Source organism: Streptantibioticus ferralitis (assembly GCF_029223525.1).
In the GTDB taxonomy this organism is placed as follows: Bacteria; Actinomycetota; Actinomycetes; order Streptomycetales; family Streptomycetaceae; genus Streptantibioticus_A; species Streptantibioticus_A ferralitis.
The window spans coordinates 41,025-62,116 of sequence record NZ_JARHTQ010000007.1; the positions used below are offsets into that span (position 1 = coordinate 41,025).

At 69.5% G+C, this 21,092-nt stretch carries 16 protein-coding genes; 7 read left to right on the forward strand and 9 right to left on the reverse strand.

Annotated features, from left to right (window positions below):
* Positions 1 to 36 precede the first annotated feature (36 nt).
* Together P2L57_RS12895 and P2L57_RS12900 are read left to right on the forward strand one after the other, a co-directional pair.
* Complete coding sequence (locus tag P2L57_RS12895; protein WP_275813077.1) at positions 37 to 819, forward strand: GNAT family N-acetyltransferase; 783 nt, start codon at positions 37 to 39, stop codon at positions 817 to 819.
* An 874-nt stretch (positions 820 to 1,693) separates the two neighbouring features.
* The gene (locus tag P2L57_RS12900; RefSeq protein ID WP_275813079.1) at positions 1,694 to 2,701 is read left to right on the forward strand and encodes a bifunctional terpene synthase/polyprenyl synthetase family protein; all 1,008 of its coding nucleotides are present in this window, start codon (positions 1,694 to 1,696) and stop codon (positions 2,699 to 2,701) included.
* Positions 2,702 to 2,807: 106 nt separating this feature from the next.
* Here the strand turns inward: P2L57_RS12900 and P2L57_RS12905 are convergent, their stop codons facing one another.
* From P2L57_RS12905 to P2L57_RS12940, 8 genes are all read right to left on the reverse strand, one after another.
* Entirely contained in the window at positions 2,808 to 3,923 is a 1,116-nt protein-coding gene (locus P2L57_RS12905) for a cytochrome P450 family protein (RefSeq protein ID WP_372515693.1), read from the reverse strand.
* A 335-nt stretch (positions 3,924 to 4,258) separates the two neighbouring features.
* Positions 4,259 to 4,894 (reverse strand): GTP-binding protein, encoded by a 636-nt coding sequence (locus tag P2L57_RS12910; RefSeq protein WP_275813084.1) that lies wholly within the window; start codon positions 4,892 to 4,894, stop codon positions 4,259 to 4,261.
* The gene (locus P2L57_RS12915; protein WP_275813088.1) at positions 4,875 to 5,249 is read right to left on the reverse strand and encodes a DUF742 domain-containing protein; all 375 of its coding nucleotides are present in this window, start codon (positions 5,247 to 5,249) and stop codon (positions 4,875 to 4,877) included. Before P2L57_RS12915 ends, P2L57_RS12910 begins: the two co-directional genes overlap by 20 nt.
* The gene (locus P2L57_RS12920) at positions 5,246 to 5,653 is read right to left on the reverse strand and encodes a roadblock/LC7 domain-containing protein (RefSeq protein ID WP_275813090.1); all 408 of its coding nucleotides are present in this window, start codon (positions 5,651 to 5,653) and stop codon (positions 5,246 to 5,248) included. Before P2L57_RS12920 ends, P2L57_RS12915 begins: the two co-directional genes overlap by 4 nt.
* A 2-nt stretch (positions 5,654 to 5,655) precedes the next feature.
* Entirely contained in the window at positions 5,656 to 7,188 is a 1,533-nt protein-coding gene (locus P2L57_RS12925; RefSeq protein ID WP_275813745.1) for a sensor histidine kinase, read from the reverse strand.
* A gap of 260 nt (positions 7,189 to 7,448) precedes the next feature.
* On the reverse strand, positions 7,449 to 8,966 hold the full coding sequence (gene glpK, locus P2L57_RS12930) for a glycerol kinase GlpK (RefSeq protein ID WP_275813092.1): 1,518 nt from the start codon (positions 8,964 to 8,966) through the stop codon (positions 7,449 to 7,451).
* A gap of 44 nt (positions 8,967 to 9,010) precedes the next feature.
* Positions 9,011 to 9,859: an MIP/aquaporin family protein gene (locus tag P2L57_RS12935; RefSeq protein WP_275813094.1), complete on the reverse strand. Its 849-nt coding sequence runs from the start codon at positions 9,857 to 9,859 to the stop codon at positions 9,011 to 9,013.
* Between the two features lie 136 nt (positions 9,860 to 9,995).
* Complete coding sequence (locus P2L57_RS12940) at positions 9,996 to 10,472, reverse strand: MarR family winged helix-turn-helix transcriptional regulator (RefSeq protein ID WP_275813096.1); 477 nt, start codon at positions 10,470 to 10,472, stop codon at positions 9,996 to 9,998.
* Between the two features lie 72 nt (positions 10,473 to 10,544).
* On the opposite strand from P2L57_RS12940, the gene P2L57_RS12945 reads away from it, so the two are divergent.
* On the forward strand, positions 10,545 to 10,958 hold the full coding sequence (locus tag P2L57_RS12945; protein WP_275813098.1) for an organic hydroperoxide resistance protein: 414 nt from the start codon (positions 10,545 to 10,547) through the stop codon (positions 10,956 to 10,958).
* Positions 10,959 to 11,001: 43 nt separating this feature from the next.
* Here P2L57_RS12945 and P2L57_RS12950 read toward each other — a convergent pair whose 3' ends face one another.
* The gene (locus P2L57_RS12950) at positions 11,002 to 13,143 is read right to left on the reverse strand and encodes a SpoIIE family protein phosphatase (RefSeq protein ID WP_275813100.1); all 2,142 of its coding nucleotides are present in this window, start codon (positions 13,141 to 13,143) and stop codon (positions 11,002 to 11,004) included.
* Between the two features lie 186 nt (positions 13,144 to 13,329).
* Here P2L57_RS12950 and P2L57_RS12955 point away from each other — a divergent pair, with 186 nt between their 5' ends.
* The 4 genes from P2L57_RS12955 to P2L57_RS12970 all read left to right on the forward strand — a co-directional run bounded on the left by P2L57_RS12955 (position 13,330) and on the right by P2L57_RS12970 (position 21,041).
* Positions 13,330 to 15,801 carry a SpoIIE family protein phosphatase gene (locus P2L57_RS12955; protein WP_275813102.1) on the forward strand — a complete coding sequence of 824 codons (2,472 nt, stop codon included), beginning with the start codon at positions 13,330 to 13,332 and terminating at the stop codon, positions 15,799 to 15,801.
* 394 nt (positions 15,802 to 16,195) lie between these two features.
* On the forward strand, positions 16,196 to 17,338 hold the full coding sequence (locus tag P2L57_RS12960) for a GNAT family N-acetyltransferase (RefSeq protein ID WP_275813104.1): 1,143 nt from the start codon (positions 16,196 to 16,198) through the stop codon (positions 17,336 to 17,338).
* Positions 17,335 to 18,507, forward strand: coding sequence for a LuxE/PaaK family acyltransferase (locus tag P2L57_RS12965; protein ID WP_275813106.1), 1,173 nt, complete (start codon positions 17,335 to 17,337; stop codon positions 18,505 to 18,507). The genes P2L57_RS12960 and P2L57_RS12965 overlap by 4 nt, the downstream gene beginning before the upstream one ends.
* Entirely contained in the window at positions 18,504 to 21,041 is a 2,538-nt protein-coding gene (locus tag P2L57_RS12970; RefSeq protein ID WP_275813108.1) for an acyl-CoA reductase, read from the forward strand. The genes P2L57_RS12965 and P2L57_RS12970 overlap by 4 nt, the downstream gene beginning before the upstream one ends.
* The last annotated feature ends 51 nt before the right edge of the window (positions 21,042 to 21,092 follow it).

Sequence of the window (21,092 nt, forward strand, 5' to 3'; positions counted from 1 at the left end):
TGCCGCCGGTCGCCCTTGAATGCTGAAGTGAGCCGGATGAACAGCGAAGAGGCGGTGCTGGCGGCGTTCGACCAGCAGATGAGGCAGGGCGCCCGGGTCGACGGCCCAGGCGCCCGGGTCGAGCGGGTCGGGGACGTGGTGCGTCAGGTCGGCACCGACCAGGACTGGAACGGGGTTCTTTGGTCAGCCCTGACCGAGGACACCGCGGATGCCGCGATCGCCGCACAGGTAGGCCATTTCACCTCGCTCGGGCTTCGTGAGTTGGAGTGGAAGCTCTACTCCCATGACCGCCCGGCCGACCTCCCGGGGCGGCTCCGCGCGGCCGGGTTCACCCCAGGCCCCGAGGAGACGCTGATGGTCGCCGAGGTGAGCGACCTGCCCACCGAGGTGGCCCTACCCGAGGGCATCCACCTGCGCCCCGTCACCGACCCCTCCGGGGTGGACCTCGTGGTGGACGTCCACGAGCGGGTGTTCGGCACCGACGGCTCCCGCCTCAGGCACCGGCTGCTGGCCCAACTCGCCGAGGACTCGGACACGGTCACCGCCACCGTCGCCATGTCCGGCGACCAGCCGGTCTGCGCGGCCCGGATGGAACTCCACCCGGGCACCGATTTCGCCAGCCTGTGGGGCGGCGGCACCCTCGTGCCTTGGCGAGGCAAGGGCATCTACCGTGCCCTGATCGCCCACCGAGCCGCCCTCGCCGCCGAACGCGGCTACCGGTACTTGCAGGTCGACGCCTCCGACCAGAGCCAGCCGATCCTGGGGCGGTTGGGGTTTGTCGGGTTGAGCACCACCACTCCGTGCGTATACCGGCGCTAGGTTCTGCCAGCGGCCGTCGTGTCACGGCCGCCTCACCGAGACTTGTCTGACTACCGCTCCGCATAAGGGACCAGCCCGCCTCTACGAGTTCAATCGGGGCAACAGGCGCTCCCGTATGAGAAGCGGTATGCACTGTTCCCTGTCGGCGTCTTCGGGCGTTTAATGGCATGTGGTGTGCAGTACAGCGTCGCCGAGAGATCAGAAGATGCGTTCGCGCTTGTGCGGTCCGACAGGGGCGGATAGTTCACATGCCTTATGGGGGGGCGGTTTGATCATGGCCGGAGAGGTTCATGTCGCACCACCAGCGAAAGACGTCTCTACCTCCGGAGACCTTTCGGTCCCTTTACTCGAAAGTATGTTTTCCACGAGTTCGGGAACCGTACTGGGTCAATAGTCCTTGATTTCTCTCTTCGTCCAGGAATGACCGGCGGTCTCGCAAGGGCCAGACCACGTCCTTCAGCCTCAACCTGCCTGGTCGGGGAGCATCCTGGCTCGACTCGACCGAAGTGCGCAGTGCTCATGGGGTTCCAGTGGTTTTCGCCGAAAAGGCAGCGGAACAGCCTCTCGGTCTGCGAGGCTCTCGGCGCCGGGGTCACTCCCCGTGTGCCGCTCGCCTGGGGCAATTCGACGGTTCCGGCCGCCGTCTCAGCGAGGACGCGTCGGGTGCCCTGTAATTCGTGCACGTACTCGTAGCTGGTGTTGCGCGAGACGCCGAAAATCTTGGCGATCGTGGCGACGATGTTCTCCGGCCGGATGAGCAGGTCGCGGCGTGGTGTACCTACTGACCCGTCATGGGTGATGGGCGGCCGCGCCACCAGTAAGCCATCCGCGGGGACAGGCCGCTATGAGATGAGAACCCCAGAAAGGACGCTTGATGTCGGCTGCATTCCCCTCAGCCAACGAATACCCCATCCGAGAGGTCGTCCTGTCCTACCCCGCGAGCTGGTCACGGCCGCCTAGTACCACCCTCCAAGGCGACCCGGAGGTTCCGTGGCTCAAACGCCTCGGTTACCTCGAAACGGCGGAAGACCACACATTCGTCAGGGATCTGCAATCCAAGATCTTCGCGGTCCACTGCTACCCCGACGCCCGGCCCGGCGCTCTCGACGTGATCACGCGGTTCCTGGCGCTTTGGACCAGGCACGATGACCGGCTTGAGAACGAAGGAGGCATCGACAAGGAGCGGGCGGACCTCATCCGATGCGCCCTCACCGGCACACTGCCCGAGCCGCCCCTCACGCCCGACCGGGAGATCCGTGCCTGGTGGGAGATCGGCCGGGACTTCGCGGAACTGGCCAGCCCCAACTGGTGTCGGCGTTTCGGGGAACGCTACGGCGACTGGCAGGACGCTGTCCGATCCGAAGCGCAGATGGTTGCCAGCTGGGGCCGGTACCCGGAAGTCGGGATCTACTCCGGGATTCGCGTCCGCGCCGCCGGCATGGGCCCGTGGGTGGAGTTGATCGAGTTCGCCCTCGGACGGGAGCTTCCTTCTGCCGCACTGGACGTCGATCACGAGCGCATTCACGAACTCGTCGGCAGTGTGCACCTCGTTGACAACGACCTGCACGGCGTCACCATGGACGCGAAGGCCGACTGGCCCAACCTCGTCTCCTCCATAGCCCACCACAACGGCATCACCTGGGCCGAGGCGAGTGAGGATGCCGCCCGACTGCACGCCCAACACCTGTGCCAGTTGCGCACGGTCGACTACCACCTGCGCAACCGCAGCCCGGAGATCGCCTGGTGGCTGGACGCAGTCCACCACCTTCTGGCCGGCCTGGTCACTGGCCACCAGCTCTCACCGCGCTACTCGCCTGTGCACCACCTGGAGGACGGCACGACCCTGCGCATCACGGTTAGTTGGCGGGACATGACGTCCTGACTTCAAGGCGGCTGCGGGATCGTCCGCACGTTGCCTGTCGGCGCGGGTATGCGATGCGGGATGCACGTCGAGCACGTGCATCCCGCATCGTCATGACCCCACTGGTTCACCGTGCTCGCAACCACCGGGTCAGGGAACGCCACCAGGCCCTGACCCGATCGGAGGCGGGCACGGGAGCGGCCGGGGCTTCCTGCGGTGGCGGCGCCGGCGCCGGGAACTTCGGGCTCTCGGGCGGCATTGGCATTACGGGAGACCCCGTGACCTGCGCGGCTTCGGGCTCTCGTGGCGTGAACCGCACCGGCACGGCCATCAGGCGCCGCGACAACAGCGAGGATTCCCAGTCAAGTTGGTCCTCTAGTACCGCCAACTCGATGTCGGGTAGCCGAACCAGGAGGGCGTCGATGCCGGTGTCGGCGATGGCTCGGCCGATGTCCTGGCCGGGGCACTCGTGTGGGCCACTGCTGAATGAGAGATGGGACCGGTTCCCGTGGACCGGGACAGAGAGGTCGGGACGGATCGCCGGGTCGATATTCCCCGCGGCCAGGCCGAGGACAAGCAGGTCACCGGATTTGATCTTCTGATCGGCGAACTCGGTGTCCCCGGTGGCCCAGCGGCCGTAGACGCGCCCGAATGGCGGTGCGTCCCAGAGCACTTGTTCCACCGCATCGGGAAGGGTCATGTGCCCACCCGCCAGCGAGGCGCGGAAGCGGGGGTCGGTCAGTACCATCCGCAAGGTGTTCGCGATGAGATTGGCGGTTGTTTCGTACGCGGTGATGAGGACGAGACGTAGGTGTTCCGCTGCCTCGTCGTCAGCCAGATCGGCGCGGTGTTCCAGCAGCCACGATGCGAAGTCCTTGCCGGGCAGAGCACGTTTGGCCGCGACGAGCTGACGCAGCGTTTTCATCACGTACTCGTTGCTCGCGATGGCCGTCTCGGTCCCCTTGAGCATGTCCCGGGCAGCGTCGACAAGGCGTGGGCCGTACTCGTCGGGCATGCCGAGGAGCTGCGTCAGGGTCAGCATGGGTAGGTGCTCGGCGAACTGTTCCACCAACTCGGCCTTGCCATCAGCGGCAAAGCTGTCGACGAGCTGATTGGCGAATCGAACGACGTAGCGTCGGATTCCTCGCCGATCGAAGCGGTTCATGCTCTCGGTCACCGCCGCACGCAGCCGCTCGTGCTCCTCGCCGTCGGCGAAAACGCAGAGTGGCTGCCAAGCGACCACCGGCAGCAGTGGCGAGTCCGCCGGCACTCTCCCGTTCTGCAGTTCCCGCCACCGTCGTGAATCCCGGGAGAACCGTGATGGCGTGCGCATGACCTCCAGGTTCTCGGCGTACCCCAGGATCAGCCACGCCGGTAGGTCGCCGTGTACCAACACCGGTGCGACCGCACCATGTTCGGTGCGGAGTTCGTTGTACAGGCCCACCGGATCGGCCTCGGCCTCCGGGCCGTAGAGCCGCCGTACGCCGCCGGGGCCGATGGGACCGATGGAGTGGGCGGGGCACCCCGGCGGCGGGGTGAGGGGGGAGTCGGTGCGGGGGTGGTCGGGGGGAGTTGTGGTCACGAGGGCTCCGGGGTCACGGCGAGGGAGTGCAGGTAGCGCATCAGCGTCATCAGGACGTCGCGGCTAGAGGCCCGCTTGCGGGCGTCGCAGTCGACGATGGGGACGTGGGCGGGCAGGTCCAGGGCGGTCCGCAGCTCATCGATGGGGTAGCTGGGCGCGTCAGGGAAGGTGTTCATGGCGACGACGAAGGGGACGTCCCGCTCCTCCAGTCGCCCGATCACATCGAAACTCACTTCCAGGCGGCGGGTGTCGACCAGCACCACGGCACCCAGCGCGCCGCGGAACAAGCCGTTCCAGAGGAACCAGAAGCGCTGTTGGCCCGGTGTGCCGAACAGATACAGCACCAGCTCGTCGTTGATGCTGATCCGGCCGAAGTCCATGGCCACGGTGGTCGCGGTCTTGCGCTCCACCCCGGCGACATCGTCCACGCCCACACCGGCCTGGGTCATCGTCTCCTCGGTGGTCAGCGGGCGGATCTCGCTCACCGAACCGACCAGGGTGGTCTTGCCGACCCCGAAACCCCCTACGATCACGATCTTCACCGCGGCCGTGGCCGACGACGGCAACGTGTCCTCTACCCGCGGTCCGACGACAGTGTCGGCGTCGACCAGTTCAGAGCTTTTGAAGTCCATGCATCACCGCCTCAATGAGCGCCGCATCCGGAAGTTGGGCGGGCGGTACCAGCGCACGCGCCTCCACCCGTTCACCGGCCAGCAGGTCCGCGACCAGCACGGTGACCACGCTGACCGGCAAATGTAAGTACGCCGAGATCTCGGCCACGGAAAGCGGGGACTGGCACAGCCGCAAGATCGCCGCGTGCTCCGGCTGCATCCCCGGCATCGGCCCCGACCGGGACACGACCAGTGTGACCAGATCGATGGCGGCCTTCTCGGTCGAACCGCTGCGCCCACGGGTGATCACGTAGAGGCGTTCCGGATCACCTTCATCCCACTCCTGTGCATCCGACTTCTGGTCTGATTCGCTCATGTGGCCTGCCCGTCGTTGCGCGGCGGGCTGCTCAGGTGCTCACCGATACGGGCCACCAGGTCCCGCATACGCTGTCCCATCAGGCCCGCGTCGACTCCTTCGTCGGCGAGTACCGCCAGATACGCTCCGGCTCCCGCCGCCATCAGATAGAAGAAGCCGCCGTTGATCTCGATCACGACCAACCGCATCGTGCCGTTGCTGTGCGGGAATTCGGCGGCCACCGCGGCCGCCAGGCTCTGCAGCCCCGCGCAGGCCGCGGCCAGGCGGTCGGCGGCGTCGGTGTCCGCGCCGTACTGCGCCATCCGCAAGCCGTCCGAGGACAGCACCACCACCTGACGGGTGTACGGGACGCTCGACGCCAGATCCTTGAGCATCCAGTCCATGTTGGCTCGCAACTGCATCATGGCTATTCACCCTTATCCGACGACTCTTCACTGTTCTCGTGGACTGGAGCGGCTTCCGATGGCTCGCCGGACACAGCGCTCTGGAAGGCGGCCAACCACATACCGGGCTGCACTGGCTCCTTGGCCTGCCCCGCGTCGTCGGGGGCGGTGACAGGAGTGGGCGCGGCCGACGCGGAGGCCGTACGGGGCGGCGGAAACGGGCGCCGTCGGCGCCGCTGGGGCAGCCCGTTCGCGGTGCGCTCGGTCACCACCGGCGTGTCGTCGTCCATCGCGGTGACCGGCATCGTGCGGCGGGGGCCGGTCACCGGCCGCGGAATCGAGATCCGCGGATGCGAAGTGTCCTGCCGGGTCACCGAGACCGCACCGATACCGTGCGCCCGTCCCACCGCGGAGGCCGTGGTGAGGTGCTCCTGAGGCACGATCAGAACCGCGCGCACCCCGCCGTACGCCGACGACCGTAGCGAGACCTGGAAGCCGTAGGCCTGGGACAGCCGTCCCACCACCGCCAGTCCGAGTCGCGGTGTCTCGCCCAGGTCGTTCAGGTCGATGCCCGCCTGCGCCTGCGCCAGCATCCGCTCGGCTCGGGTCCGGGCCTCCTCGCTGAGGCTGACGCCACCGTCCTCGATCTCCACGGCGATGCCGGCCTGCACCTCGACCGCGGTCAGATGCACCCGGGTCTCCGGTGGCGAATACCGGGTGGCGTTGTCCAGCAGTTCGGACAGCGCGTGGATCAACGGCTCGACGGTGGGACCGACGATGGCGATCTCCGACACCGAGTGCAGTTCCACCCGCTGGTAGTCCAGGATCCGCGACATCGCACCGCGCAGACAGCTGAACAGCGGTACGGCCCTGCTCCACTGCCTGCCCGGCCGGGCCCCGCCCAGTACCGCGATGCTGTCGGCGAGCCGACCGATCAGCGCGGTGCCGTGGTCCAGTCGCAGCAGGTCACCGAAGACCTCGGGGTCGTTGCCGTGCCGGTCCTCCATCTCCCGCAGGCCACGGGCCTGTTGGTGGACGATGGCCTGCACGCGCCGGGCGATGTTCACGAAGGCGCGTTGCGCGGAGTCACGCATGTCCTCCTCCGCGGACACGGCCTCCAGCACCGTACGGACCACCTTCAGGTGCACGGCCGCGGAGTCCGGATCGCGGCCGGTCCGGGTGGCGGCGATCGCCGCCAGCACGTCCTCGGGGAACTCGCCCTTCTGGATTCGGGCCACGGCGTCGGGGAGCAGTACGTCCGCCAGCCACAGCGTCTCGGCTCGTTGCTGAGCCAGACGACTGTTGAGGGCGTTCTCCTGCGCGGCGAGCCGGTCCCGCAGCACCGCGAGCTTGCGCCCGCGTCGTGCCGCCTCGGCCGCGACCAGGGCCACCGCCACCGTCGCGACGACGCCGCACCAGGCGACGGGTACCCGCGCCTGGGCGGATGCGACCGACATGGTGACGGCCGCGCACACAGCGATCCCGCCGGCAGGCAGTAACCACGGGACAACCGAGGCAGGCCGCGAGACTCCGGATGACGATCCAGCACGAACCATCAGCATCCTCAAACCGTCAGCAGACTAGGGAAACGACGACAAGCTGATACGACATCAGCGGCAACTCAGCACACAGGGCTGACTTGACGTAACTGCCGCATCACGCTGAGCCGCAAAGCAGCATAGTCATGCTCCGGTTGTGCCTGACGCATAATCATTCTCTTTGGGACAACTGCAAGTTGGTGCTCGTGATTGCCGTATGCTGCCTCTCCCCGGGCGGTGTCGGAGCCCGGCTGTCGGCGTGCGCCGGCGGCGTTGCGTCAGGGGACCTCGACCCAGTTCAGGGTGCGCTGAACGGCCTTCTTCCAGCCCGCGTAGCCGTCGGCTCGCTGCTGTTCGCTCCACTGCGGCTGCCAGCGCTTGGACTCGTGCCAGTGCTCGCGCAGTTCGTCGGTGTCGCGCCAGAAGCCGGTGGCGAGTCCGGCCGCGTAGGCGGCGCCGAGCGCGGTGGTCTCGGCCACGACCGGGCGGCTGACCGGTACGCCGAGGATGTCGGCCTGGATCTGCATGCACAGGTCGTTGGCGGTGACACCGCCGTCGACCTTGAGCACGTCCAGATGCACCCCGGAGTCCTGGAACATCGCCTCGACCACATCCCGGCTCTGGTAGCAGATGGCTTCCAGAGTGGCCCGGGCCAGGTGCCCGTTGGTGTGGTAGCGCGCCAGGCCCACGATCGCGCCGCGGGCGTCGGAACGCCAGTACGGCGCGAACAGTCCGGAGAAGGCGGGCACGAAGTAGATGCCGCCGCTGTCCTCGACGGTGCGGGCCAGCGTCTCGCTCTCCGCGGCGTCCCGGATGGTCCGCATCTGGTCGCGCAGCCACTGCACCGCGGATCCGGTCACGGCGATCGAGCCTTCGAGCGCGTAGATCGCGGGGGAGTCGCCGAACCGGTAGCAGACCGTGGTGATCAGACCGTTCTCCGAACGCACCGGCTCGGTACCGGTGTTGAGCAGCAGGAAGTTGCCGGTGCCATAGGTGTTCTTCGCCTCCCCCGGGGCGAAGCACACCTGTCCGACGGTGGCGGCCTGCTGGTCGCCCAGTACCCCTGTGATGGGTACCGCGGTGCGCAGCGGCCGGGTGGTGCGGGCCTGGCCGTACGCCTCGGGGTGGGACGAGGGATTGATCTTCGGCAGCATGGCGCGGGGTACGCCGAACAGACCGAGCAACTCGTCGTCCCAGTCCAGGGTTTCGAGGTCCATCAGCATGGTGCGGCTGGCATTGGTGACATCGGTCGCGTGGATGCCGCCGCCGGGGCCGCCGGTGAGGTTCCACAGCACCCAGCAGTCGGTGGTGCCGAACACCGCCTCGCCGCGTTCGGCGGCCTCGCGCACGCCGGCCACGTTCTCCAGAATCCACTGGATCTTGCCCGCGGAGAAGTAGGTGGCCGGGGGCAGTCCCGCCCGTTGGCGGATCAGGTCCCCGTGGCCGTCCCGCTCCAGTGCCGCGGCGATGGCGTCGGTACGGGTGTCCTGCCAGACGATGGCGTTGCAGTACGGCTGGCCGGTGCGCGGGTCCCACACCACGGTGGTCTCGCGCTGGTTGGTGATGCCGATGGCAGCCAGGTCGGACGGCGAGATCCCGGCGTTGCGGGTGGCGGTCTGGATGGCGACGTTGGTCCGTTCCCAGATCTCCACCGGATCGTGCTCGACCCATCCCGGCCGCGGCAGGATCTGGGTGTGCTCCAACTGGTGTTTGGCCACCTCGTTGCCGTCGTGGTCGAAGATCATGAAGCGGCTGCTGGTGGTCCCCTGGTCGACCGCACCGACGAAGTCCGCCATGGCTCGCTGCCTCTCGCGGGTGGGTGGGTGCGGCGCGGGGCCGGTCAGCCGCCTGGAGGCGTCGGGATCTCGCCGGGCTCCTGAGGCGCGGGGACCGGCAGATAACGGCTGATCAGGACCTTGTAGAGGGCCGCCCCGACCAGGCCGCCGATCAGTGGCGCGACGATCGGCACCCAGAAGTAGAGGTTCCCGAACTGATCGCGCCAGGCTCCGTGGTAGCCGGTGATGAAGCTGGCCAGCCGCGGCCCGAAGTCACGTGCCGGGTTGATCGCGTATCCGGCGTCGGCGCCGTACGCCATGCCGATGGCCACCACGATGAGGCCGACGACGAACGGTCCGAGGTTCGCGCCGGGAGGCGTGTTCAGCAGGTCGGTGACCGCGAGGATCAGCATCACCAGTATTGCCGTGCCGATGACTTGGTCGCGGAACGCACCCCACTCGTGGACGCCCGCGGTCAGCGAGCCGTTGCCGGGCAGGGTGGAGAAGACGATCTGGGTCTTGGTGCTGTGCGTGGGGTCGGCCCGCGCCAGCACCTCGGTGAAGTTCCAGCGCACCAGTAGGGCCGCCGCGAAGGCACCGGCCGTCTGTGCCAGCGCGTAGGGCACGACCTTGGGCCAGGGGAAGCCTTTGAACGCCGCGAGTGCCAGCGTGACCGCGGGGTTGAGGTGGGCGCCGCTGATCCGCGCGGCGATGTAGACACCGAGCATCACACCGAGACCCCAGGCCCAGGCGATGCTGTCGTGGTTGCCCAGTCCGCCCTTGGGGTTCGTGAGGGCGCCGCCTGCCACCACTTGGGCCACTACACCGCAGCCGAAGAGGATGAGGATCATCGTTCCGGCGAACTCCGCGGAAAGTTCGCCGATCAGCTGCGGTCTGCGTGTGGGTTCACTCATGGGTGCCCGCCTCCTCACGGCTGCGGCTTCCGCCACGCAAGGAACCGTGCTCCATCTTCCGGCACCGGGCGGGAGTCGGCCACTCGGGAGAGTGCGGCTGACGTGCGATCAGCTGGCGGGTCGATGGCGGTCCCGGTCAGTCCTGCAGGCTCTCGGCGGCCGAGTCCAGCGCGTCCGTCAGGCGGTTGAGGGTGGTGCGGAGCTGGATCAGTTCCTCGGGCTCAAGGCCGGTGGCGGCCAGGATCTTCAACGGGATCTGCTCGGCCTGCGCCCGTAGCTCCCGGCCGGCCGCGGTGAGGCCGACGATCACCGAGCGCTCGTCGTGCGGGCTGCGGTCCCGCTTGACGAGACCGGCGGTGTCCAGCCGCTTCAGCAGCGGGGAGAGCGTTCCGGTGTCCAGCCGCAGCAGTTCGCCGAGACGCTTGACCGGCATCTCGCCGTGCTCCCAGAGCGCCATCATCGCCAGGTACTGGGGGTACGTCAGCCCGGTGTCGCGCAGGACCTGCCGGTAGACGCCGCCGAAGGACCGGGAGGTGGCGTGCAGGGCGAAGCAGATCTGGGTGTCGAGCTGGAGCAGATCTTCCCCGTGCTCGTTCGTCGTGGACTTGACCATGACTTCAGCGTACTATTTAGTTGTGTGCAATCGAGTTGTGCACAACTCTCTTCTGAGAAGGACGGTTTTCCCATGGACGCGCTTTACACCGCCGCTGCCACCGCCAACGGCCGCGAGGGCCGCTCGGTGAGCTCGGACGGCAGGCTTGACCTGCAGCTCGCCTTCCCGCCCGCGCTCGGCGGCAACGGAGACGGCACCAACCCCGAGCAGCTGTTCGCCGCCGGATACGCGGCCTGCTTCGCCAGCGCCCTGGGCGCCGTCGGCCGTGAGGCGAAGATCGACACCAAGGACGCCTCGGTGACCGCCGAGGTGGGCATCGGCAAGGACACCGACGGCGGCTTCGCGCTGGCGGTCACGCTCCGCGTGGAGCTGCCCGAGTCGCTTCAGGGTGAGGCGGGCCGCAAGCTGGTCGAGCAGGCGCACGCGTTCTGCCCGTACTCCAAGGCCACCCGGGGCAACATCCCGGTCGAGCTGGTGGTGGAGTAGTAGGCGGTCGGCGCCCAGCGGATCAGTCCGCTGAGCGTCGCGGCTAGAGGCGCTCGGTCGGCTGGTCCCCTACCGGACCGGGCGCCTCGGGGGGCGGCCCGGGCCGCGGCTCGCGCACGCGGGCGAGGACCAGGACCGTGTCGTCGGTCGGTGGGGTGGGGAGCAGCCGGGTCAGGACGCGGTCCGCGGTGGCGTCCAGTGGCTCCGGTGTACGGCCCAGTTCTGCGCGGAGCGCGGCCAGGCCGTCCTCGATGTCCCGACCGGGCGCCTCGATCAGGCCGTCGGTGTACAGGGCGAGCGTGGCGCCCCGCGGCAGCTTGATGTCGGTCGACCGGAAGCGGCAGCCGCCGACGCCCAGCGGAACCCCCAGGACGTCGCCGATGGTCTCGACGTGGCCCTCCGGGTGCAGAACGAGCGGCGGAGGGTGGCCCGCACTCGCGATGCGGGTGTGTCCGGTGGCGGGGTCGTACACGGCGTAGAGGCAGGTGGCCAGATCGACGCCCGCTTCCTGGGCGATCTGGTCGAGTTCGGTGAGCAGGTCCTCCGGTTCCGGGTCGCGGCGGGAGAGCACCCGAAGGGTGACGCGTAGCTTGCCCATGCTCGCCGCCGCCGGCACGCCGTGTCCCATCACGTCGCCGACTACCAGGGCGACGCGGTCGCCGGGCAGGTTGATCACGTCGTACCAGTCGCCACCGACTTCGGTGACACGGCTGCCGGGCCGGTACCGGTGGACCACGTCCAGGTAGGGGCTGGTCGCCGGGGAACGGGGGAGCAGAGCGCGTTGCAGAGTGAGCGCGATGTCCCGCTCACGGCTGTACAGGCGGGCGTTGTCCAGGCAGAGCGCGGCTCGGGAGGCGAGCTCGCCGGCCAGGTTGAGATCCTCCTCGCTGAACATCGGCCGTGTCGCGGATCGGCCGAACACGGCGAACCCCTGGGCCGATCCGCGGGCGATGAGCGGGGCGAGCAGCAGCCAGCCCAGATCGCTCTCGGCCAGTACTCGGGCGCACCCCTGGTCCAGCACGGTACGGGCCAGGAATTCCTCGTTCGCCGGGGCGCAGACCGGACGGCCGGTGCCGAGTACCTGGTGGACCGCGGAGCCCGGCGGGTAGCGCACGTGCTCCGCCCGGCCGACGGGTTCGGTCCCGCGCGGTGACCGCGCGGTGCCGGAGGCGATCCGCAGGGTGGTCACCGGGAGGCCGGGATCGAACGGCCGACCCTCGTCCATCCACTGCACGAGTTCGACGACGGCGCAGTCGGAGAAGTCCGGCACCGCGGCTTCGACCAGTTCCTGGGCGGTGACCCGCACATCCAAGGTGGTGCCGATCCGGGCGCTGGCCCGGTCCAGCAGCGCCAACCGCTGGCGGGTGGCGGACGCCTCCACGATGGCCTGCTCCCGGTCGGTCACATCCACCAGCAGCCCGCCCAGTCCGGGACGGGTGCCGCTGGCCTGGCTGAGCGGGAAGAAGCTCACCGACCGCACCTGGTCGCGATCGGGGTGACCGCGGGTGCGCATGCCGACCAGCATTCCCACGATGGGGCGCCCCTCGGTGGCGACGGCGCGCAGTCTGCGCTCGTACTCGCCTCCGTCAGAGGTGATCGCGATCTCGGTGAAACGCCGCCCGAGATGCTCCGCGATGGGCAGCCCGTCCATGTCGGCCAGCGCTTGGTTGAGGTGGACGTAACGCAGATCCTCGTCGAGCATCACCAGCCCGATCGGGCAGGTTGCGAAGAGGGCGTCGAGGAAGGCGAGGTTGGTCTTCACCCGATCAAGCTCGTCGCCCCGGCTGGCCAGGGCCATGACCACCGAGCGGCCCCCGGCGCCGGTCACCGGGAAGACCCGGAACCCGCAGTCGAAGACCGCGCCGTCCCGGTGCCTGATCGGCAGCCGCCCGCGCCAGTACCCCCGGGCTCGGCTCTCCGCGGTCATACGGGCGTAGCCGTCCGGGCCATCGAGCGCGGTGCCGGGAAAGCCCTCCGCCGGAGAACCGGGAAAGAGGATGGCGGCCGGTTTCGACAGCACCTCCGCGGAGGGGTAACCGAAAAGGTGCCCGGCGCCGGGCCCCCAGTAGCAGATGCGGTCGTCCTCGTCCACGCCGAACATCGCCACCGCCACATGCTGCAGCAGCGTCCCGGGCTCGGACCAGAACGGGCCGTGCCCCTCGTCGTCCGGCCGATCCGAAGGCACCAGCTCTTCCCTTCCACCCGCCGTGCGCAGTGCCTGTCCGCCCTCCGGACGACGGACGGGCTTCCTCAATTATCCCCGCTGCCCTTCCCCGGGGCGCGGGCGATAGCCGGCGTACAACCCGAGTCATGCCATGCAGTTGATCGCCAAAGGGGACATAATTGACGAGTGCGGCGAGGGGTTATGAACATGCCCGAGGCGTCCGGCGGCGATACTCGACGCTGCCCGTTCGACGTCATCGATGCCGCCGTGGCAGTGGTGGATCCGCAGGGCCTGATCGAGGGATGGAGCCGAGGCGCGGAGGCGCTGCTCGGCTACCGGGCCCAGGACGTGATCGGGCAACCCGCCACGGACCTGTTGGCGACCCAGGGCGACGACACGGCCTCGGCGATGACGCAGCGCCACCGGGTCGGCGGCGGATGGCACGCGTCGCTCGCGGTGCACCACCGGGACGGCCGTCGTCTGGAGCTCAGCGCGCAGGCCTGCCCGCTCGGCGCGGACCGGCGCGGTGCGAGTTGGCTCGTGGTGGCCTGCGACCTGGCCACGGTGCAGGGGTGGGACCGCGAGCAGGCGGTGCTGCGGGGGTTGTTCACCCAGTCCCCGTTCGGTATGGCCGTGGTGGACCCGCAGCTGAGGTTCCTGATGATCAACCCCGCGCTGGAACGGATGGACGGCGTCCCGGCACGGCTGCGGCTGGGCCGCCGACTGCGTGACACGGTGCCCGGGGCCGCGGGGCCGATGGCCGAAGCGCGGGCCCGGGAGGTGCTGGAGACCGGTGAGCCACTGGTCACCATCGAGCACGTCGACTCCGCGGTCGATCCGCACCGGCAGCACGTCCGCTCCAGTTCCTCCTTCCGACTGCAGGACTCCGCCGGTCGCACCGTGGGCGTGGGGCACGCGGTGCTCGATGTCACCAGTCACCACCGTGCCCGGCAGCGGCTGGCGCTGGTGAACGAGGCCAGCGTCCTCATCGGCAGCACGCTGGACCTGGACCGCACGGTCGAGGAGCTGGCCGAGGTCATGGTCCCACCGGTCGCCGACTTCGTCGCCGTGGACCTGCTGGCCGCCGTCGTGGGCGAGCAGGACCCGGAACCGGTCCTCGTCGAGGACCCCGCCGAGCTACGGCGGAGCGCCCACCGGTCGATCCAGCCGAATCTCCCGGAAGCGCTGGCGGCTCTCGGTGAGACGGTCGCGTACCCGGAGGTGTCGCCGCAGGCCCGCTGCATGGCCACCGGCCGGCCGGTGCTGGACGCCGTCCTGGACCTGTCCACACCGTGGTTGCGCAAGGACCCACTGCGCGCGGCGAAGATGCGGGAGCTGGGTATCCACTCCCACTTGGTGGTCCCCTTGCGGGCCCGGGGCATCACCGTGGGCGTGGCCACCTTGATGCGCTGGAAGAACTCCGAGTCCTTCGACGCCGACGACCTGCTGCTGGTGGAGGAGTTGGCCGCCCGCGCCGCCGTCTGCATCGACAACGCCCGGCGCTTCACCCGTGAACACCGCGCCGCCCTCACCCTCCAGCGCAGCCTGCTTCCGCAGGACCTGCCCGCCCATACCGCGGTGGAGGCCGCCTACCGCTACCTGCCGGCGGACACCCAGGCGGGCGTCGGCGGAGACTGGTTCGATGTGCTGTCGTTGTCCGGCAGCCGGGTGGGACTGGTCGTCGGTGACGTCGTCGGCCACGGTATGCACGCCGCGGCCACCATGGGACGGCTGCGTACCGCCGTGCACACCCTGGCCGATCTCGAGCTGCCGCCCGATGAACTCCTCTCCCACCTCGACGATCTGGTGGTCCGCCTCGCCGTGGAGGACGAGGCGGCGGACCGGCCCAGCACCGGGGTGGTCGGGGCCACCTGCCTGTACTGCGTGTACGACCCGATCTCCCGCTCCGCCACCTTCGCCCGCGCGGGTCACCCCCCACCCGCCATCGCCCATCTGCACAAGGCCGTCGAGTTCCCCGAGATCCCGGCCGGACCCCCGCTCGGCCTGGGCGGCCTGCCGTTCGAGTCCGCCGAGGTGCAGATACCTGACGGCTGTGTCCTCGCCTTCTACACCGACGGTCTGATCACCGCGTCCGCCGACCGCGACGTCGAGACCGGCCTCGAGCGGCTGTGCTTCGCCCTGGCCCACCCCGACCGCCCGTTGGAAGAGATATGCGACGGCATGGTCCGCACCCTGCTGCCGGACCGCCCCCACGACGACGTGGCCTTTCTCGTCGCCCGCACCCACGCGCTGCACAGCGACAACTTCGCCACCTGGGACCTGAGCTGTGAGCCCGCCGCCGTCGGCCACGCCCGGATGATCACCGGCCAGCAGTTGGCGGACTGGGACCTGGACGATCTGGCGTTCACCACCGAACTGATCGTCAGCGAGCTGGTCACCAACGCCATCCGCTACGCCTCCGAGCCGATCAGACTGCGCCTGATCCGGGATGTGCACCTGATCTGCGAGGTCTCCGACGGCAGCAACACATCCCCGCACCTACGGCGCGCCCGCTCCAACGACGAAGGAGGGCGAGGCCTGTTCCTGGTGGCCCAGTTCGCCCAGCGCTGGGGCACCCGCTACACCACCGACGGCAAGACCATCTGGGCCGAGCAACTCCTGCCGCAGAGCGCGCCGAACCCCGACATCGCCGAGTCGCGGCTGGACGTGTGCGGTTAGCGCCCGCTGGATCAGTTGCCGTCCGGTCGCGGCCTGTTCCGGTGGGGAACAACGAAGTCCCAGGCGGGCACCGCCCGTTGGCCGGGTCGTGTTGTCAAATCCCTTACGACCGCTTTTGGTTCCCAGATGTGTTCATTCTGTGAGCTTCATCGCACAAGACCTTCATATCGGCAGGTCAGGGCCTTTCGGCGCGATCGTCATCGGCCCGTGCGCGCTAGTGTGGGAGGTGTCAGCGCCCCGGGGGAGGGCGGCTGACTTCTCTCTTCGCTTCCGCCGCATTCGGGACGGTGTGGAGCGGGTGCCCCGACCGGGCACCCCGCACCCGCTCGCGTAAATGGCCTCACTTGTGCACCCGCGTCGATCCGCCGGTGCGCCATGTCCGTGTGGAGGTACCTTGGCCCTCGATTTTCGCGCCGCGAGTCTGGATGACATCGACGGGTTACTCCGGCTCTACCAGCAGGTCTACGGGCGCGACTACGCGCTGCCGCTCGGCACCGACCCGGAGGTGATGGCCCGGGAGATCTCCTCGCCGCACACCACCTGGCTGGCCGCCCGGGACCCGGGAACCGGGCGGATGGTGGGCTCGATCGTGGGGAACCATGATCCGTCCGACGGCCTGGGCAAACTCCAGGGGCTGGTGGTCCACCCGGACGTCCGGGGCTCGGGAGCCGCCCGCCAGGCCGTCCGGCAGCTCAGTGACAGTCTGCTCAGCGGGGACCGACCCGCCGACTCCGTGTACGCCACCGCGCGCACCAACTCCACGGCGCCACAACGGATCTGCCTGCGCAGCGGCTTCCAGGCCCTGGGCATCTTCCCCAACCTCCGCAAGGCCGCCCGGCACGAGACCATGGTGCTGCTGGCCCGGCACCGCGAAGGGGTGCTGGAACGCCGGCTCCCGGTACCGCGCGTCCCCGCCGGACTGGCCGGTCTGGTCCGGGCGCTGCGCAGTGCCGGGTTCGAGACCGACACCGAGATCACGCCGGAGACGCCGCCACGCGTCCCCGGCAGCCGCCCGGCGGCGCGCGAGGTAGAGCTCGTGGACGCACCCGAGTTCGTACTGCGCCGCTTCGCCGAGGTCGTGCCCGACCCCGGACGGCGCTTCTACCCCTTCCACTCGCCCAACGTCATGCTGGCCGCCACAGACGGGGCCTACGAGCTCTACGCCCAACTCAGCCGCGCCGACGGCTACTGCACACTGATCGGCACCGCACCGGGGATGGACGCCCTCGGCGACGACCTCGAACCGCTCATCGAGCGCCTCGGCGGTTACGGCGCCTCCTACATCGAGACCCTGGTGCCGCTGGACTGCTACGACGAACTGTGCCAGTTACTCGCCCACGGCTTCCTGCCCGCCGCCGCCTATCCGGCGATGCGCCGGGTGGGCGAACGGTTCCGCGACTACGTCGTGATGGCTCGCACCCTGCAGCCGCTGGACTTCCGTGACCTGGCCCTCGATGTGGCCTTCCAGCCCTTCACCGAGCAGTACATCGAGCTGTGGAAGCAGCAATACCTCAACACCCGCGGGGTTTTCCAGTGAACCAGTACCTGGGGCCGGTCACGGTACCCGATTCCGACGCCCTCGCCGCCGTACAACGGCTGTGCGACATCGCCGACCCCTATGCGGTCGGCCCGGAGAACGACCGGCTCTTCGCCCAGGCGATGAACGAGTCCAACGCCTGGCACGCCGCCCGGTCGCCGTTCTTCGCCCGGATGCTGGCCTCCAGCGCCGCCGCCGGCCAACCCCTCGCCGACGTCGACGAGTTGCACCGACTGCCCTTCGTGCACGCCAACTTCTTCAAGGCGCACGAGGTGGTCTCCATACCCGGCGACGACGTGAGGCTGCATGTCACCTCCTCCGGAACCACCGGGCAGAAGTCGCAGATGTTCTTCGACGAGTGGACGCTACGCGCCGGTCAGCGCATGGTCGCCCGGATCTTCGACCACTACGGCTGGATCGGGGAGGAGGAGCCGGTCAACTATCTGCTCTCCAACTACCAGCCCCGGCCCGGGCTGAACCTCGGCACCTCGTTCACCGACGAGTACCTGTGCCACTTCGCGCCGGTGCGGTCCGTCGAGTACGCGCTGAAGCACACCGGCGGCGGCCACGAGTTCGACCCGTTCGGCTGCGTCCGCGCGCTGATCCGCTACGCCGAGGAGGGAGCGCCGGTACGCGTCCTCGGGTTCCCCGCCTTCCTCTCCTTCACCCTTGACCGGATGCGGGAGTTGGGCGTGCCGCCGCTGGAGCTCTCCCCGCGGTCACTGGTGGTCTTCGGCGGCGGTTGGAAGGGCCACGCGGACAAGCAGGTGGCCAAGCCCGAGCTCTACCGCCGGATCAAGGACCAGCTCGGCATCCCGGACGAGCGCATCCGCGACGGGTTCGGAGCCGTCGAACACTCCGTGCTGTACATGGAGTGCCCGCGGCACCGCCTCCATGTGCCCACCTGGTCGAGGATGCTGGTCCGCTCCGTGCGGACCCTTGAGCCGCTGCCCTACGGGGAACGCGGCTATGCCCAGTTCATCTCCCCGTACATCACCTCGGTCCCGGCGCAGTCCGTCCTCATGGGCGACCTGGTCTCGCAGCACGCGCCCGAGGAGTGCGGCTGCGGCCTGCCCACGCCCTGGTTCACCGTGCACGGCCGGGCCGGGCTGAGCCGCAACCGCAGCTGTGCCGTCGCCGCCGCCGAACTGCTCAAGGGGAAGTCATGACCACCGATCAGACAGTCACCGGCCAGGAACACTACTGGCAGGGCGAGTGGGTCGACGACGCTGAGGCGGACCGCCGACTGGACGGGCTGGACGACTTCGTGCGCGAGGCGCTGGCGCGGCCGGTCAGCCCACTGGTCGTCGTGGCGGCCTGCGACCGCCTGGCCGAGGCGCTGGCCGACCCGGACAGTCCGCAGACCCTGCGGCTCTCCGCGCTGCTCAGCGAGGGCGGTGTTCCCGGGGAGGAGTCGGCGCGCACCCTCCGCGACATCGCCGAGGCGCTCGGCCGGGAGGCCCTGGAGACCAAGCTGGCCCGCGAGTTGGGCGGTATCGACCCCGGCCGGCTCGCCCGCTTCGATCTGCGCCGCGAGGTCTTCGAGGCCTGGCTGCCGGTCGGCCTGCTGGTGCACATCGCCCCCGGCAACGCTCCCGCGGCGGGTGCGCTCAGCGTCGTCGAGGGACTGCTCGCCGGAAACGTCAACGTGATCAAGACCAGCGGTGGGTCGCGCTTCACCCACGGTCTGCTCGCCGCCCTGGCCGAACTCGACACCACCGGGCAGATCGCCCGCCGGGTGGTCGTACTCGCCTTCTCCTCCACGCGCACCAGTTGGCTGGAGCGCCTGTGCGCCGCCGCCGACGCGGTCGCCGCCTGGGGTGGGGAGGAGGCCATCGCCGGGGTCGCCGCGCTGGTCCGGCCGGGCTGCCGACTCGTCGACTGGGGGCCCAAGCTCTCCTTCGCCTACCTCACCGCGGACGCCTGGTCCGCACCCGAGACGCTGCGCGGGGTCGCCGCCGACATCTGCCGCCTCAACCAGCAGGCCTGCTCCAGCCCGCAGGTGGTCTACCTCGACACCGATGACACAGAGGAGGTCTTCGCGTTCGCCGAGCGGTTCACGGCGGTACTCGCCGACGCCGTCAGCACGCTGCGCCCGGCCGAGCCGGAGCTGCTGGAGAGCGCGGAGATCACCAACACCGTGCTGGTGGCCCAGCAGGAGGAGCACCTCGGCCTGACCCGGGTGCACGCCGCGAAGGACGGCAGCTGGCATGTGCTCGCCGACACCCGCAGCGCGCTGCGGGCGTCCCCGCTGCACCGTACGGTGTGGGTGAAGCCCCTTCCGCGCAAGCGGATCCAGGAAGTGCTGCGCCCAATGCGCCGCTATCTGCAGACCGTTGGCCTCGGAGCGGACCGCCGCGACACCGCCGAGCTGGCCGCGGCCGTGCTGGCGGCCGGAGCCCAGCGGGTCACCACGCCCGGCGGCATGCTCGGCAGCTACAACGGTGAGCCGCACGACGGTGTCTACGCCCTGCAGCGCTACAGCCGCCGGGTGGACGCCCAACTCGACGACAGGTTCACCGCCGACGCCTGTCTGGACGACCTGGTCGCCGCGCGTGAACTGCCGCCGCCCGCGGTCCCGATCACCGCCAAGTCCGACTTCGAGCGGCTGCAGACCGACCTGAGCCGGGCCGAGGTGTTCTTCCGCAGCGGCGGCAGCTCCGGAGCGCCCAAGCTGTCGGCCTTCACCTGGGACGACTACCACGAACACATGCGGCATGGGGCGGAGGGCCTGCTGGCCGCGGGGTTCGAACCGCGCACCGACCGTGCCATGAACCTCTTCTTCGGCGGTCTGCTCTACGGCGGCTTCCCCAGCTTCTTCTCGGTGCTGGAGAACCTCCGCGCGGTGCAGTTCCCGATGGCCGCGCAGCAGGACCATGCCGGGGTGGCCCGTTCGATCGTGGAGCACGGGGTGGACACCCTGCTCGGCATGCCCAACTACCTGCTGAGGGTGTTCACCGAAGGCGCCGAGGACCTGCGCCGCTACGGCGGAGTGCGGAAGATCTTCTACGGCGGTGAGCACTTCCCGGAACGCCAGCAGGCCTGGCTGCGCGAGGAGTTCGGGGTCGAGCTTATCCGCTCCGCCGCTTACGGCAGCGTGGACGCCGGTCCGCTGGGCTATCAGTGCGCCGAGTCACCGACCAGGGTCCACCATCTGTTCAGCGGCCTGCAGACACTGGAGATCCTGCGGCTGGAGGAGGACCGTCCCGCGCCGGTGGGCGAGGCGGGACGGCTGGTGTTCACCGCGCACACCCGGCGCGGTCAGCGGCTGGACCGCTATGAGATCGGTGACCTGGGCCGCTGGGTGGCGGGCGACTGCGGCTGTGGGCGCCGTACGCCGCGCTTCGAGCTGCTGGGTCGGTTCGGCGACATCTTCCGCAGCGGCAGCCACTTCCTCAACTACCGCAGGTTCGTCTCCGTCGCCGAGGAGTCGCTGGGCCACCACGGCGCCCTGCAGATCCTGCTGGATGAGGACGACCAAGGCCACGAGCGGCTGACGGTACGACTGGAGGAGGACGGCCCCGAGCCCGCGGTGGACGCGGTGCGCGCCTTCCTCGACGAATACCACGAGTTGGGCATCGCGGTGCGTCGTGACCGCATGCTGGAGCTGCACGTGGAGCGCGTGCCCGCGGAGCGCTTCGAGGGTACGGCCGCCAGCGGCAAACTCCTGGCGGTCGTGGACCGGCGGGCGCGCAACCGCTGACCCGGGGCGGTGCGGGGGCCTCGGTGGCGGCGACGCCGCGCCGCCCCCCCC

Bases quoted from the DNA above. Each gene is read 5' to 3' on its own strand.
- P2L57_RS12925 (WP_275813745.1), bottom strand. From the start codon at position 7,188: ATGGTTCGTGCTGGATCGTCATCCGGAGTCTCGCGGCCTGCCTCGGTT.
- P2L57_RS12940 (WP_275813096.1), bottom strand. From the start codon at position 10,472: ATGGTCAAGTCCACGACGAACGAGCACGGGGAAGATCTGCTCCAGCTC.
- glpK (WP_275813092.1), bottom strand. From the start codon at position 8,966: ATGGCGGACTTCGTCGGTGCGGTCGACCAGGGGACCACCAGCAGCCGC.
- P2L57_RS12935 (WP_275813094.1), bottom strand. From the start codon at position 9,859: ATGAGTGAACCCACACGCAGACCGCAGCTGATCGGCGAACTTTCCGCG.
- P2L57_RS12945 (WP_275813098.1), top strand. From the start codon at position 10,545: ATGGACGCGCTTTACACCGCCGCTGCCACCGCCAACGGCCGCGAGGGC.
- P2L57_RS12915 (WP_275813088.1), bottom strand. From the start codon at position 5,249: ATGAGCGAATCAGACCAGAAGTCGGATGCACAGGAGTGGGATGAAGGT.
- P2L57_RS12910 (WP_275813084.1), bottom strand. From the start codon at position 4,894: ATGGACTTCAAAAGCTCTGAACTGGTCGACGCCGACACTGTCGTCGGA.
- P2L57_RS12900 (WP_275813079.1), top strand. From the start codon at position 1,694: ATGTCGGCTGCATTCCCCTCAGCCAACGAATACCCCATCCGAGAGGTC.
- P2L57_RS12920 (WP_275813090.1), bottom strand. From the start codon at position 5,653: ATGATGCAGTTGCGAGCCAACATGGACTGGATGCTCAAGGATCTGGCG.
- P2L57_RS12955 (WP_275813102.1), top strand. From the start codon at position 13,330: ATGCCCGAGGCGTCCGGCGGCGATACTCGACGCTGCCCGTTCGACGTC.
- P2L57_RS12970 (WP_275813108.1), top strand. From the start codon at position 18,504: ATGACCACCGATCAGACAGTCACCGGCCAGGAACACTACTGGCAGGGC.
- P2L57_RS12895 (WP_275813077.1), top strand. From the start codon at position 37: ATGAACAGCGAAGAGGCGGTGCTGGCGGCGTTCGACCAGCAGATGAGG.